Origin of the sequence: Aeromonas sp. sif2433 (assembly GCF_019218705.1) — a bacterium.
Lineage (GTDB): Bacteria > Pseudomonadota > Gammaproteobacteria > Enterobacterales > Aeromonadaceae > Aeromonas > Aeromonas encheleia.
This window is the reverse complement of sequence record NZ_JAHUXD010000011.1, coordinates 24,191-37,903: the sequence shown is the minus strand read 5'-3', so window position 1 is coordinate 37,903 and position 13,713 is coordinate 24,191. Positions and strand designations below refer to the sequence as shown.

11 protein-coding genes are annotated in these 13,713 nt (G+C 63.4%); 5 read left to right on the top strand and 6 right to left on the bottom strand.

Features of this window, described 5'->3' with window-relative positions; all coding sequences use genetic code 11:
• Positions 1–33: 33 nt before the first annotated feature.
• On the bottom strand, positions 34–1,566 hold the full coding sequence (locus KW825_RS16395; RefSeq protein WP_218329816.1) for a cyclic diguanylate phosphodiesterase: 1,533 nt from the start codon (positions 1,564–1,566) through the stop codon (positions 34–36).
• Positions 1,567–1,856: 290 nt separating this feature from the next.
• Here KW825_RS16395 and KW825_RS16390 point away from each other — a divergent pair, with 290 nt between their 5' ends.
• Entirely contained in the window at positions 1,857–2,762 is a 906-nt protein-coding gene (locus KW825_RS16390) for a TIGR01777 family oxidoreductase (protein WP_218290467.1), read from the top strand.
• 147 nt (positions 2,763–2,909) lie between these two features.
• Here KW825_RS16390 and KW825_RS16385 read toward each other — a convergent pair whose 3' ends face one another.
• A complete protein-coding gene (locus KW825_RS16385; protein ID WP_218329815.1) occupies positions 2,910–5,351 on the bottom strand; it encodes an ABC transporter permease in 2,442 nt (813 codons plus the stop codon).
• 97 nt (positions 5,352–5,448) lie between these two features.
• Positions 5,449–6,174: an ABC transporter ATP-binding protein gene (locus KW825_RS16380; protein WP_218290465.1), complete on the bottom strand. Its 726-nt coding sequence runs from the start codon at positions 6,172–6,174 to the stop codon at positions 5,449–5,451.
• 234 nt (positions 6,175–6,408) lie between these two features.
• Here KW825_RS16380 and KW825_RS16375 point away from each other — a divergent pair, with 234 nt between their 5' ends.
• Positions 6,409–7,008 (top strand): arylesterase, encoded by a 600-nt coding sequence (locus KW825_RS16375; protein ID WP_042651659.1) that lies wholly within the window; start codon positions 6,409–6,411, stop codon positions 7,006–7,008.
• 130 nt (positions 7,009–7,138) lie between these two features.
• Here KW825_RS16375 and KW825_RS16370 read toward each other — a convergent pair whose 3' ends face one another.
• The 3 genes from KW825_RS16370 to KW825_RS16360 form a co-directional block, all read right to left on the bottom strand.
• Complete coding sequence (locus KW825_RS16370) at positions 7,139–8,083, bottom strand: chemotaxis protein CheV (RefSeq protein ID WP_042651658.1); 945 nt, start codon at positions 8,081–8,083, stop codon at positions 7,139–7,141.
• Positions 8,084–8,436: 353 nt separating this feature from the next.
• The gene (locus tag KW825_RS16365; protein WP_218329814.1) at positions 8,437–9,498 is read right to left on the bottom strand and encodes a porin; all 1,062 of its coding nucleotides are present in this window, start codon (positions 9,496–9,498) and stop codon (positions 8,437–8,439) included.
• Positions 9,499–9,886: 388 nt separating this feature from the next.
• Complete coding sequence (locus KW825_RS16360; protein ID WP_042651656.1) at positions 9,887–10,297, bottom strand: CBS domain-containing protein; 411 nt, start codon at positions 10,295–10,297, stop codon at positions 9,887–9,889.
• A gap of 153 nt (positions 10,298–10,450) precedes the next feature.
• Between KW825_RS16360 and KW825_RS16355 the strand changes: the two genes are divergently transcribed.
• The 3 genes from KW825_RS16355 to KW825_RS16345 are packed head-to-tail and all read left to right on the top strand — an operon-like array spanning position 10,451 to position 13,663.
• On the top strand, positions 10,451–12,361 hold the full coding sequence (locus KW825_RS16355) for an ABC transporter ATP-binding protein (protein ID WP_218329813.1): 1,911 nt from the start codon (positions 10,451–10,453) through the stop codon (positions 12,359–12,361).
• Complete coding sequence (locus tag KW825_RS16350; RefSeq protein WP_218329812.1) at positions 12,354–12,815, top strand: DUF2390 domain-containing protein; 462 nt, start codon at positions 12,354–12,356, stop codon at positions 12,813–12,815. Before KW825_RS16355 ends, KW825_RS16350 begins: the two co-directional genes overlap by 8 nt.
• On the top strand, positions 12,809–13,663 hold the full coding sequence (locus KW825_RS16345; RefSeq protein ID WP_218329811.1) for a 23S rRNA (adenine(2030)-N(6))-methyltransferase RlmJ: 855 nt from the start codon (positions 12,809–12,811) through the stop codon (positions 13,661–13,663). The genes KW825_RS16350 and KW825_RS16345 overlap by 7 nt, the downstream gene beginning before the upstream one ends.
• The last annotated feature ends 50 nt before the right edge of the window (positions 13,664–13,713 follow it).

The following is a 13,713-nucleotide window of genomic DNA, read 5'->3' as shown; positions in this document are numbered from 1 at the left end:
GGTCGCTGGTTTTTTTATGGCCGCCTGCCGGCCTCAGCGGCTCAGCCGCTTGCTGAATTCCGCCATCGGCATGGGTCTGCCGTAGAAGTAGCCCTGCAGGAAGGTCACGTCCCGCGCCCTCAGGTAGGCATCCTGCACCTCGTTCTCCACCCCTTCCGCCACCAGCTGCAGGCCGAGCCGGGTCGCCAGATCGATGACGTTCTCGACGATGTGGCTGGACAGCGCATCGGACCCTATCATGCCGACGAAGCTCTGATCGATCTTGAGGAAATCGACCTGGAAGGTCTGCAGATAGGCCAGGCTGGAGTGGCCGGTGCCGAAGTCGTCGATGGCGATGAAGACGCCAAGATCGTGCAGCTCGGCAAACAGCCGGTCGCTCACCTCGTCCGCCACTATCAGCTCCCGCTCGGTCAGCTCCAGCACCAGCTTGATGGGATTGGCCTCGAACGCCTTGATGAAGGCGCGGCAATCGTCCACCAGGCTGAGATCGTGGCAGTGGCGGGCACAGACGTTGAACGCGAAGTGAAACCCGGCCGGCAACTCATGCACCCTGGACGCGAAGTGCTCGCGCACCTGGCGCATCAGCGCACTGGTCATGGGGATGATGAGGCCGGAGGCCTCCGCCATGGGGATAAAGCGATCCGGCGAGATCATGCCCTGGCGGGGATGCTGCCAGCGCATCAGCACCTCGCAGCCGCTCCAGTGCGCGTCGTCACCCGTCACCACGGGTTGCAGGTGCGGCAAGAACTCCCCCTGATCCAGCGCCCGTTTCAGCTCCTGCGTCGGTGAGGTCGAGCGCCCCATCAGCCAGAACACCCCCACCCCGAACAGCAAGCTCAGCAGGGGATAGACGATGAGACTGATCTTGGAGTAGTCCCAGATATGGGCGCCGTATTCGTCCACCGAGAGGGTGGTCGCCACCTTGAACGGGTACTTCTCCGAGGCCTGCTCCAGGTAGCCAGGCGCATCTGAGGGGAACAGCTGATCGGTGAGCTTGCTGTCGCGCAGCAGCATCTGCGGACCCACCACCAGCCCAAGGGGAGAGGTGCGGCTCAGCATGTCGAGGATGTTGAGCAGGTAATAGCCATCGACCCCGACCAGGATGCCGTACTCCCCCACCTCCTGTCGGTAGACGATGAGCGGCCGATCCGGCGTGACCGGATTGCCCCGCATGAGATCGAGCTTGCCCTGGACATAGTCCTCGAGATAGATCCGGCCCTTGACCGGACCATAGAGGGAGGTGCAGTAGATGGTCTCCCCCTCGGTCAGGTTGACGCTGCGCACATCCGGCACTGTCGCCACCTGATCCCGCAGGCCCTGCACCACCTCGAGGCAGGGCTTGCCCACGTTGCCCATGACCGCCGAGGCGGCCAGCTGGGCGTTGTCCAGCGTGCGGTCAAACATGCGCTGGGCATGCACCAAACGCTCCACCGCATCCTGCTTCACCCCGTCCACCGTCTGCCAGGCGACGATGGCCAGTCCCAGCACCACGGGCAACAGAGCGGCCAGCAGGGCACAGGCCAGCCGGACATAGAATTGACGCACCCTCAGACGACGAAATGGCATGATTCCCCACAATGGCAAAGGCGAAAAAGCAGACAAGTCTACGCCTTGTCACCGACTTGGCAAGTCACGAGGGCGCGAGATGAGTGATCCATGCGGCCCCCGACGAGCCGTGAAACAAGCCTCATCCCCACATCTTATTCCCGCATGCCGGGTCGCCACAGTCTCCCCCAATCTTCGCAGGCCAATCCAGGCGCTGGCGCACAAAAAATTATAATACTTTCAAAAACAGTTGCTTGTTCATCCGGACCCCGCCCTCTAGAGTAGAGCCAACAGCATCAGGGAGGCAGGACATGAAGATACTGATCACGGGGGGGACAGGCTTTATCGGTCGCCGCCTGGTGGCCCATCTCAAGGTGCAGCACGAGGTGGTGGTACTGACCCGCCAGGGCAGCCGGGCCTACGATCTGCTCGGCCACGACATCAAGCTGCTCGACAACCTGGATCGGCTGGACGATCTCAACGACGTGGACATCGTCATCAACCTGGCCGGGGAACCCATCGCCAGTGGCCGCTGGAGCGAGCAGCGCAAACAGCTGCTGTGCAACAGCCGCTGGCTGCTGACCGAGCAGCTGGTGGATCTCATCAAGCTCTCCAGCACGCCCCCCAGGCTGCTGCTGAATGCCTCCGCCATCGGCTGGTATGGCCGCCAGGGCGATGAGCCGCTGGACGAGCAGTGCCGCCAGCCCCATGACGAGTTTACCCATCGACTCTGCCAGCAGTGGGAGAGCCTGGCCCAACAGGCCCGCGGCCCCCGCACCCGGGTCTGCATAGTGCGCATCGGCCTGGTGCTCGGCCAAGATGGCGGCGCCCTGCCCAAGCTGTTGCCCCCCTACCGCCTCGGGCTGGGTGGCCCCATGGGCTCAGGCCGGCAGGTGATGAGCTGGATCCATATTCAGGATCTGGTGCGCGCCATGCTGTTCCTGCTGGAACACGACGAGTGCGACGGCATCTTCAACGGCACCGCCCCCCAGCCGGTCGACAACCGGACCTTCAGCCAGAGCCTGGCCCGCAGCCTGCACCGCCCCCACCTGCTGTGCGTACCGGCCGGGGCACTGCGCCTGCTGCTGGGCGAGGCGGCTGACCTGCTGCTCACCGGTCAGCACGTGCTGCCCACCCGGTTGCAGCAGGCAGGCTTCCATTTTACCTACCCAGAGCTGCCCCAGGCCCTCGACAACCTGCTGCACGCCCCCCGCTGAGACCCACAAAAAACAGCGCCCGGCCAAGGCCGGGCGCTGTTTGAGAGAAGGCCGCAGGGTCAATTAGTCATCGGACGCTCGCGTAGCTGGCAACCAAGCATCAGCATCCCCGTTAGTCCGATTACGCCACTTCGTGGCTAATCGAACCTACAGCAACCCCTGCCCCAGCCCTCGCAGCCGATCGCTCAGGGTCCCCGCCAGCAGCTGGCGGCGCATGCCCTGGCCGGCCAGGGTCACCAGCAGCGCCCCCAGCAGCGGCAGCCCGGCCCAGATGGCCCAGTGGAACTGCCAGCGGCCATCGAACCACCACCACTGCAGGCCGAACGAGCAGAGCTCGACCACCATGGCGGCGCACAGCCCCGCCAGCAGGCCGCTCGCCACCAGCTCCCAGCGCAGCATCTTCTCGAGCAGGGCGCTGCCGGCCCCCAGGGTGCGCATCAGCAGCAGCTCGCGCCGCCGATGGGCCATGCTGGCCTGGGTCTGGGTCAGCAGCACCAGCAGGGCGGCCACCGTCACCAGCCCCAGCATCAGCCCCAGCGCCCGGCTCACCTGATCCGAGACCACGGTGAGTCGGGCTATCAAGTCCTCCACGTCGATGAGGCTGACGGTCGGATGCCGGCGGATCAGCTCCACCTCGGCGCTGCGTCCCTCTGGGGGCAGGCGATAGCTGCCGAGCCAGGTCTGGGAGAAGGGCGCCAGCAGATCCGGCGAGAAGATCATGTAGAAGTTGGGCCTCATGTTGTCCCACTTGATGGATCTCAGGCTGGTCACCCTGGCCTCGAAGCTGCGCCCCTCTATGGTGAAGCTGAGCACGTCGCCGAGGGCGATGCCGAGCTGGCCCGCCAGCACCTCGTCGACGGAGACCTCCCCCTTGCCGGCGAGCCACTGCCCCGAGGTCAGCTGGTTGTCGGGGGGGAGCGCCGCCGTGGTGGTGAAGTTCAGCTCGCGGTTCACCCCCTCCCGCGCCGCATCCTCACCCACCGCCTGGCCGGCGATCCGGGTCAGACGCCCGCGCACCATGGGATAGAAGTCCGAGGTGATGGCGCCGGCCTGACGCAGGTCCGCCAGGATCCCGTCCCGCTCCTGATCGGCCACATTGACCAGGAAGCGATTGGGGGCATCAGCCGGCAAGCGGGCGGAGAAGTCGTCCAGCAAGTCGACCCGCGCCGCCCACAGCAGCCCGAACAGCATGAGCGCCAGCGCGAAACCCGCCAGCTGGAACAGGCCGCTGCCCCGCTCGCGGGAGAGGTGGCTGATGGCCAGGCGCAGGGCATGGGGCCCCTTGAGCCTGCCACCGAGTCGCAGCAACCCGGAGGCCAGCACGGCCAGCAACCCCATCAGCACCCCCATGCCGCCGATGAGCCCCAGCGCCAGCCTGGCGTCGGCGGTGAAGCCCCACACCAGACCAAATAGCCCGAGCAGGCCGACCGGCACCGTCAGCCAGGGGGGCACGCCCGCCTCCAGCTCACGGCGCAGCACCCGCAGTGGCGGCACCTTGAGCAGCCGCAGGAAGGGGATGAAGGCCAGCAGCAGGGTGATGAAGAAGGCCACCGACAGGCCGAGGGCGAAGGGGCGCCAGGAGGGCGGCGGCAGATCGCTGGGCAGCAGATCCCCCAGCAGTTGCAGCGTCAGCCACTGCATCCCGCTACCCGCCACCAGGCCAATGAAGGCACCGATCAGGGTCAGCGAGAACAGGAGCGTGCCCATCAGCTGCCAGAGGGTGCGACGGGACGCGCCCAGCGTCTTGAGCAGCGCCACCATGTTGGTCTGCCGCTCGGCGAAGTGGCGCACCGCTATGCCCATGGCCAGGGCCCCCAGCAGCACCCCCGCCAGGGAGGCCAGGCGGAAGAAGCGCTCGGCGTTGGCCAGGGATTTCCCCACCTGGGAGCCCTGATCATCCGGCTTGATCAGCTTCTGTCCCGCCGCCAGCTTGGGCTTGAGCCAGCGCTCGTAGCTGGCGATCCCCTCACGGGGGCCCTTGAGCAGATAGCGCCACTGCTGGCGGCTGCCCGGCAGCAGGGCACCGGTCGCCTCGATGTCGGCGCTGTGGATCAGGGCCCGTGGCGCCATCTGGAAGGGGCTGAAGCCCTGATCCGGCTCCTGCCCCAGCTCCCCCGCCACCTTCAATCTGGTATTGCCGACCTCCAGCTCGTCCCCTAGCCTGGCGCCGAGCAGTTGCATCACCCGGGCGGAGAGCCAGATCTCGCCGGGCGCGGGCGCCCGCTGCGGCATCAGCTCCAGCTTGCCATAGAAGGGGAAGTCGCTCGGCACGGCCCGGATGGAGGCCAGTTGCAGCCCATCCCCGTGAAACAGCATGCTGTTGAAGCTGACCGTAGTCTGGATGGAGAGGCCATACTGCCGGGCCTGCTCGAGCCAGGCCTCGGGCGCCGGGGTCGCGGAGCGCAACACCCGATCGGCGCCGATGAAGTCACGGCCCGAGGCCTTGAGCCCGGCATCCAGCCTGTCCGCCACCAGCGCCACGCTCAGCACGCAGGCCACACTCAGCGCCAGCGCCAGCACGAACCAGCGCAACTCGCCGCTGAATCCCTCGCGGCGCAGCAGCTTAAATCCCAGTCGCCATTGACTCATGACTGACTCCTCACACCCAGCGCCAGCCCGAGCCCAGGCCGCAACTCGCCGCTGAAACCCTCGCGGCGCAGTAACTTAAATCCCAGTCGCCATTGACTCATGACAGCTCCCTGACTCGGGAGGCAGAGGCGGCTTCGGGTGCCGGCATATCCGACGCAAGTCGTCCCGCCGCCATTACCAACTGCCGTTGGCAGCGCTGGGCCAGTTCATGATCATGGGTCACCACCACCAGCGTGGTGTTGTGCTCGCGGTTGAGACGAAACAGCAGCTCGATCACCGTCTCCCCGGTCTTGCTGTCGAGGTTGCCGGTCGGCTCATCCGCCAGCAGCAGGCTGGGCCTGGTCATGAAGGCCCGGGCGATGGCGACGCGCTGCTGCTCACCGCCGGACAGGCGCGGCGGCAGGTGATGCAGCCGCTCACTGAGCCCCACCTCGGCCAGCAGCTCCCTGGCCCTGGGGGCACAATCGGTCTCGCCGCGCAGCTCGGCGGGCAGCATGACGTTCTCCAGCGCGCTTAAGGTAGGCAGCAACAGGAAAGACTGGAAGATGAAGCCGACCTGCTCGGCACGCAGGCGGGCCCGTCCCTCCTCGTCCAGCCGGGTCAGCGACTGGCCGAGGATCTCGATGTCGCCGCTGCTCGGCAGATCCAGCCCGGCCAGCAGGCCAAGCAGGGTGGATTTGCCGGAACCGGAGGCACCGACCAGGGCCAGCGTCTCGCCGGTATTGACTTGCAGGTCGATCCCTTCAAGGATGGTGAGGCTTTCCTGGCCGAGACGAACCGTCTTGCCAAGGTCCCTGACGACGATAATGGGAGTTGAACTCATGATGCGTTTCCTGTTTACCTTGGCCCTTGCTGACAATAAATAATGGGTACTGAACCCATGATGCATATCCTGTTTGCCCAGGCCCTTGCTGACAATAAACAATGGGTACTGAACCCACGATGCATATCCTGTTTGCCCAGGCCCTTGCTGACAATAAATAATGGGCACTGAACCCACGATGCATATCCTGTTTGCCCAGGTCCCTAATGACAACGAATGATCGGAGTTGAAATAATGACGCGTTTCCTGTTCGCCTTCTGCTGCCTGGTTTCATCGGTGCAGGCCCAGACCCTGCTAGTGCTGGGAGACAGCCTGAGCGCCGGCTATCAGATGCAGGCCGAGCAGAGCTGGCCTGCCCTGCTCGAGCAGAAATGGCGGCAGCAGGGCGGCGAGCACAGGCTCATCAACGCCAGCATCAGCGGTGAAACGACGCAAGGGGGGCTGGCCCGCCTGCCCGCCCTGCTCGAGCAGCATAAACCCGACTGGGTGCTGATCGAGCTGGGTGCCAACGATGGCCTGCGCGGCTTCGCCCCCGCCATCACCCGTGACAACCTGGTCAAGATGGTGGCGCTTGCCAAGGCACAGCAGGTGAAGACGGTGCTGACCCAGATCCAGCTGCCCCGCAATTATGGTGCACGCTATCTACGCCAGTTCGAGCAGATCTTCCCGGAACTGGCGCAGGCCAATGGCCTGCCGCTGATGCCCTTCTTTTTGGATGATATTGCGCTTCGCCCTGAACTCCTGATGAACGATGGCCTCCATCCCACGGCCGAAGCCCAGCCGCAGATCCGTGACAGGGTCGCGAGCTTTATCGAGCCCCTGCTGACCCAATAGCCCCGTGTGATAGGCCGCTAGTCCCTAAAACAAAGCACCCGCCGAGGCGGGTGCTTTGTCATCCTGATTAAAACCAGGCAATGCCGCGATCACCGCCGATCTGCCTGACCATAATGTCGTCGGATCGGGGTCAGGCTTGCAGTATCTGGCGTAGCCGCTCCTGGGCCACCCCCACCAGCAGATCGGGCTGGAACTTGGAGATGAAGCGATCGCAGCCGACCTTCTTGACCATGGCCTCGTTGAAGTTGCCGCTCAGGGAGGTGTTGAGGGTGATGAACAGATCGGCCATGCGCGGATCGCTGCGCACCTCGTGGGTCAGGCGGTAGCCATCCATCTCCGGCATCTCGGCATCGGTGATCATCAGCATGATCTCGTCGGTGACCGACTTGCCCGCGTCGCACCAGCCCTTGAGCAGCTTGAGCGCCTGCAGCCCATCCTGACACTCGATCACCTCGAGCCCGAGCTGGGCGAGCGTCTCCCGCACCTGGTTGCGCGCCGTGCTGGAGTCATCGACGATCAGCACCTTGCGGCCATGCATCTGGGGCAGGATCTCCCTGTCCAGCACCTCGGCCGAGATGCGGATGTCATAGGTGATGATCTCGGCCAGCACCTTCTCCACATCGATGATCTCGACGATCTGATCGGCCCCCCGCTCCGGGACGCGCGTAATGGCGGTGAGATAGTTCGAGCGGCCCGCCGAACGGGGCGGCGGCAGTATGTCCTTCCAGGTCATATTGACGATATGGGCCACCTGCCCGACCAGAAAACCCTGAATGCTGCGGTTGTACTCGGTGATGATGAGGTTGGAGTCGCTGTCGACCGCCATGGGGCGCATGCCGATGGCGCCGCGCAGGTTGATCACCGGGATGGAGACCCCGCGGATGTTCGCCACCCCGCTGATGTTGTGGTGGGCCCCGGGCATCTTGTTGAGGCGAGGCAGTTTCACCACCTCCCGCACCTTGAACACGTTGATCGCAAACAGCTGCTGGGAGCCCAGGCGGAACATCAGCAGTTCCAGGCGATTCTCCCCCACCAGCTGGGTACGTTGATCCACTGAATCCAATATGCTCGCCATATAAAGCCCTTACGTCCGTTTCCCGAGTGCCGCCACCGTAGCACGGCGTCGACATGCCAATCAGACCCGCATTCCCCCGCCATAGGCGCAACGCAAGTCCCTATAGAAATAATGAAAAGGGTCGAGGAAAGATAGGATCTTGACCGCGGGGCGTGATCCTCGCCCCATAGCCACCGCATAGAGCGGGAAACCCGATCGCCATCAGCCCGACAAGAGGGTTATCGACCAGGAGGGGACAATGCTGAGCTGGGGATTGGTCTGAGGTTCCAAAAGCGCGAGCTTATGCTGCGCCCATAAAAAAACCGGCCGCAAAGCGGCCGGTCAAAAAATACAGTAGGCAGTCAGGGAATGACTTAGAAGTGGTACTGCATGGCCACGCCAACGACGTCGTCGGTGTTCTGACCGAACTCGTTGTAACCATCAGTATCGCCACCGCTCAGCAGGTTGGCCTTGTAATCAACGTAGACGTCGAAGTTCTCGTTGATGTTGTACCAGGCACCGATGGAGACGTATTCGGTCAGGGTGTCGTCGAAGGTTTCACCCTTCACGTCCAGACGGTTATACGCCAGGGACGGCTTCCACTGGCCCCAGGTGTATTGAACCACGGCTTCGTAACCGTTGCTCTCTTCGGCGTAGCCGTTGTAGCCAGACTGGTTCACATAGACGTGGTCTTCGCCATAGGCGTAGGTCGCGGCAGCGTACAGGTTGTTGGCGTTGTACTTGATACCAACGGCGGTCAGCTTCGCATCTTGAGCACCGAAGTTGATGTTTTCAACCTGCTCGGTGGTCTTGCCAGCCTGGTTATAGGCCAGACCCAGGCTGATGCCCATGTCGAAGTTGTAGTTGGCAGACAGGGCGTAACCTTCGTTGGAACCCTTGGTCCAGCTGGTGGAGCTGTCGTTCTGGGCTTCGTTTTCGCCGGTGAACTGGGCACCCAGTACCAGACCGTCGAAGGTGTAGAAGTACTGAGCCAGGCCGTTGGTGCGACCGGTACCGAATACTTCAGTACCTTTGCCCAGGCCATCGCCGCCCCACTCAGGCAGAACGTCGGTGTAGTCGTTTACGGCTTTGGCAATCAGGCCATCCTGACGACCGTAGCTGAAGGCACCGAAACGATCGTTCTTCACGCCAACGTAGGCATAACGCAGCTCGGTGTCGGAGTCGTTGGTCGGTACGTTGTACTCAATGAAGCCGTTGGCCACGGTTTCGCTGTTGACGCGAGTCTCGCCACCGATACGCAGACGCAGATAGCTCTGATCGCCATTCTCGTTGTCGTTATCGCTGCCGTAGTACATGCCTTGAACACGACCACCGATGTCCAGCTTGGTACCATCTTGGTTGTAAACGGTAGAAGCTTGAGCACCACCGGCCAGCAGCAGGCTGGAGATGGCCATAGTCAATGCTGTTTTTTTCATTGTTCGTTCCTCTGGTGTAAACGCTATCAGACCTGTTGCTCGGTCGTTGTCATTTAGAAATTTAGAATCGGGTTCATTTCCGATGACCTAGGGTAGATCTGCGAACCTTGATAGGAACTGAAGCAGTTGACGATTAATTGATGAATGGAGGCCAAACAAGGCTTCTGACCGACATAAATAGTCGCCAATTGGCTACATTTTATACGCTTCATTTGGAGACAGAGCGACACCGTCAGCCAGTCTCTGCTGAGTACAGGGCGGGAGGGGCAAGATGAAGAAAGGAAAAAAGGGTAAACAATGCGTCACCCTGACTGGCGAGGGCTGCCAGACCACAGGCGAGCTGTCATAGCGGCTGATACTGTGTCAGGGCCTCAGCGGGTGGTGGCACTCAGGCGGGTTGCCAGTCGAGCATGACCCTCAGCAGGTCTTTCCAGCTGAGAATGCCGACCAGGGCCCCCTTCTCCAGCACCGGCAGGCAGGAGACATGCTGCTCCAGCATCACCCTGGCCGCCTCCTGCAGCGAGCGATCGGCGGCGATGGTGATGGGCTGGCGACTCATGATCTGATGAGCGCGCCGGTTGAGGGTCTCGGTGTCGCGGTTCATCTCGGCATCGGTGTCGAGATAGGGGCTGAGGGCGCGCAGCAGATCCCTGTCCGAGATGACCCCCATCAGCACCTCGTCTTCCAGCACCAGCAGGTGGCGAAAGTGGGCCTGCTCGAAGATCTCCTTGATGACATTGAGCCTGTCATCCATGGAAACGGTCGCAACCCGGGTCGTCATGATCTCTTTAATCAGCATGGCAGCCTCCTGTCCCCTGACAGATGTCTCTGTTATGGCACGTTTTTCTTGCCGCAGCCAGCCAAGTCCCCCAGCCTAAAGTGCAAATCTGCGCCATTTCACGTAAGATCCGCGCCAGTTTTCTCCTTCATCTTGAGCCAAGCAGATCCATCCATGATAGTTGCCAGTCAAATCGAACTGATCCGCGGCGGCCGCACGCTGCTGGACAACGCCTCCGCCACCATACACCCCGGCCACAAGGTGGGTCTGGTAGGCAAGAACGGCTGTGGCAAGTCCACCTTTTTTGCGCTGGTGCGTGGCGAGCTGGCCATCGACAACGGCAGCTTCAGCCTGCCCGCCGGCTGGCAGATCGCCGGCGTCGCCCAGGAGACCCCGGCGCTGGACTGCTCCGCGCTGGACTACGTAATAGATGGCGACAAGGAGTTCCGTGCCCTGGAGGCCCAGCTCGCCCAGGCCGAGCAGGATGACAACGGCCTGCTGGTGGCCGAGCTGCACGGCCGGCTCGACACCATAGGCGCCTACAGCATCCGCGCCCGCGCCGCCGAGCTGCTGCACGGTCTCGGCTTCGGCGGCGATCAGCTCGACTCTCCGGTAAGGAGTTTCTCCGGTGGCTGGCGCATGCGCCTGAACCTGGCCCAGGCGCTGCTGTGCCGCTCCGACCTGCTGCTGCTGGATGAACCGACCAACCACCTGGATCTCGATGCCGTCATCTGGCTGGAGAAGTGGCTCAAGGGCTATCAGGGCACGCTTGTGCTTATTTCTCACGACCGCGACTTCCTCGATTCGGTCATCAACCGCATCATCCATATCGAAAACGGCAAGCTGAACGAATATACCGGCGGCTACTCCGACTTCGAACTGCAGCGCGCCGAGCAGCTCGCCCAGCAGCAGTCCATGTACGAGAAGCAGCAGCGGGAGATATCCCACATGCATGCCTATGTGGACCGCTTCCGCTACAAGGCCTCCAAGGCCCGCCAGGCCCAGAGTCGCCTCAAGGCCATGGAGCGGATGGAGAAGCTGCTGCCGGCCCACGCCGACTCCGAGTTCAGCTTCGAGTTTCGCGAGCCGTCGGCCCTGCCGACCCCGCTCATCGCCATGGAGAACCTCAGCGCCGGTTATGGCGACAAGGTGATCCTGGAGAAGATCAAGCTCAACCTGGTGCCGGGCTCGCGCATCGGCCTGCTGGGGCGCAACGGCGCCGGCAAGTCCACCTTCATCAAGATGCTGTCAGGCACCAACCCGCCGCTGTCGGGCAAGCTGGAGGTGAGCGCCGGGGTCAGCATCGGCTACTTCGCCCAGCATCAGCTCGAAACCCTGCGCCTGGACGACACCCCGCTCGATCACCTGGCCCGTCTCGCGCCGGACAAGACCGAACAGGAGCTGCGCAATTATCTCGGCAGCTTCGGCTTCCACGGCGACAAGGCGCTGGACAAGGTGGCCCCCTTCTCCGGCGGCGAGAAGGCGCGGCTGGTACTGGCGCTGGTCACCTGGCAGAAGCCGAACCTGCTGCTGCTGGATGAACCGACCAACCACCTGGACCTGGAGATGCGCCACGCCCTGACCATGGCGTTGCAAGGCTTCGAGGGCGCCATGGTGGTGGTCTCTCACGACAGGCACCTGCTGCGCACCACCACGGATGACTTCTATCTGGTGCACGGCGGCCGGGTCGAGCCGTTCGACGGCGATCTGGACGACTACCACAAGTGGCTCGGCGAGCAGGACAAAGAAGCGAACGCCAAGCCGAGCGACGGCCTCGTCTCCGCCAACTCGGCGCTGGCCCGCAAGGATCAGAAGCGGCGCGAGGCGGAGTTCCGCCAGCAGACCCGGCCCCTGCGCCAGAAGCTGGAGAAGCTCGAGGCCAGCATGGAGAAGCTGCAGACCCGGCTCGCCGCGGTGGAGGAGCAGTTGGCGGATCCAGCCATCTACGAGGAGGGCGCCAAGAGCCGGCTCTCCGAGCTGCTCAAGTCCCAGGGCCCCCTCAAGGAGGAGCTGGAAGGGGTAGAGCTGGAGTGGATGAGCCTCTCCGAGGAGCTGGAAAGCCAGGAGCAGGCCTTCTTTGCGTGACGAACCAGGGGTGGCGGCCGAGCGGGTCGCCATCCATGAACTGCCCACCCCGCTCGCGTTCTGGCACTGGAGCGGCAAGGTCTATGGCGCACGTAGCCAGGACTGGCTCAGCCTGCAGGCGCAGGGGGGCAACATCAACCTGGCCCTGCTGCTGCACCGGCTGGATCAGGATGGCATCCCGGTCGAGCTCGGCACACTGCAGCCGGCGCTGGTGCAGACCGAGGTGGTGCTGACCCCCTGGCGGGCCCTGCGCCAGAACGCCAAGGCGCGGCTGGATGAAGCCGAGTACCAGTCCATGCTGGCCCACGAGCTGGAGCTGGAGCGGCTGCAGCAGGGTGTCCTGTTGCAGACCCTGCGCAACCTCAGTCTGACGCGGGGCGAGAGCCACAATCTGTTGAACTATCTATCGTTACTGGGGGCCCAGCAGGGCCCCCTCAGAGACCTAATATGCTGAGTTATCGCCACGCCTTTCACGCCGGCAACCACGCCGACGTCCTGAAACATGCCGTCCAGGCCCTGATCATCGAGTCCCTCAAGAAGAAGGAGAAACCCTTCATCGTGCTGGACACCCATGCCGGTGGCGGTCTCTACGACTTGCGCGGCGACTGGTCCCAGAAGAAGGCGGAATACGCCGACGGCATAGGCCGACTGTGGATTGATCGGGCGCAGTGGTCCGCCATGGCCCCCTATCTCGGCGTGATCGAGGAGATGAACCAGGGCGGCGAGCTGCACTACTACCCGGGCTCCCCCGAACTGTCGCGCCGCCTCGCCCGCGAGCAGGACAAGCTGGCGCTGATGGAGCTGCACAACAACGAGGTGGAAGACTTGCGCGCCAACATGGGCTACGACCCCCGCGTCGCCGTGCACCATCGCGACGGTTTCGAAGGGTTGATCGCGCTGCTGCCGCCGACCCCGCGCCGTGGCCTGGTGCTGATCGACCCACCCTACGAGCTGAAGGAAGACTACTTCGCCGTGGTCGATACCCTCAAGAAGGCGCAGAAGCGCTGGGCGACCGGCATCTATGCGCTCTGGTATCCCATCCTCGGGCAGGAGGCGGACAAGTCCCGCGACATGCTCAAGGCGATCAAGCGGGAGAACTTCGGCAACGTGCTGGTGGCCGAGCTGGAAGTGGCCGGCCAGACCAGCGACTGGGGCATGAACGGCTCCGGCATGCTGATCGTCAGCCCCCCCTGGATGCTGGCCGAGCAGATAGAGGCCTTCCTCAAGCCCCTCTGCGCCAAGCTGGCTCAGGGCGCCGGCGCCCAGTACAGGGTGGAGTGGCTCAGCAAGGCCGAGGGCTAACCCCCGCGCCCACGCTGTACCCGCCACGCTGAAAAACAAAAAGCCCCATC

What these genes read in the sequence shown, in the direction of transcription:
- KW825_RS16395 (WP_218329816.1), bottom strand. Translation starts at nt 1,566, where the DNA reads ATGCCATTTCGTCGTCTGAGGGTGCGTCAATTCTATGTCCGGCTGGCC.
- KW825_RS16390 (WP_218290467.1), top strand. Translation starts at nt 1,857, where the DNA reads ATGAAGATACTGATCACGGGGGGGACAGGCTTTATCGGTCGCCGCCTG.
- KW825_RS16385 (WP_218329815.1), bottom strand. Translation starts at nt 5,351, where the DNA reads ATGAGTCAATGGCGACTGGGATTTAAGCTGCTGCGCCGCGAGGGATTC.
- KW825_RS16380 (WP_218290465.1), bottom strand. Translation starts at nt 6,174, where the DNA reads ATGAGTTCAACTCCCATTATCGTCGTCAGGGACCTTGGCAAGACGGTT.
- KW825_RS16375 (WP_042651659.1), top strand. Translation starts at nt 6,409, where the DNA reads ATGACGCGTTTCCTGTTCGCCTTCTGCTGCCTGGTTTCATCGGTGCAG.
- KW825_RS16370 (WP_042651658.1), bottom strand. Translation starts at nt 8,083, where the DNA reads ATGGCGAGCATATTGGATTCAGTGGATCAACGTACCCAGCTGGTGGGG.
- KW825_RS16365 (WP_218329814.1), bottom strand. Translation starts at nt 9,498, where the DNA reads ATGAAAAAAACAGCATTGACTATGGCCATCTCCAGCCTGCTGCTGGCC.
- KW825_RS16360 (WP_042651656.1), bottom strand. Translation starts at nt 10,297, where the DNA reads ATGCTGATTAAAGAGATCATGACGACCCGGGTTGCGACCGTTTCCATG.
- KW825_RS16355 (WP_218329813.1), top strand. Translation starts at nt 10,451, where the DNA reads ATGATAGTTGCCAGTCAAATCGAACTGATCCGCGGCGGCCGCACGCTG.
- KW825_RS16345 (WP_218329811.1), top strand. Translation starts at nt 12,809, where the DNA reads ATGCTGAGTTATCGCCACGCCTTTCACGCCGGCAACCACGCCGACGTC.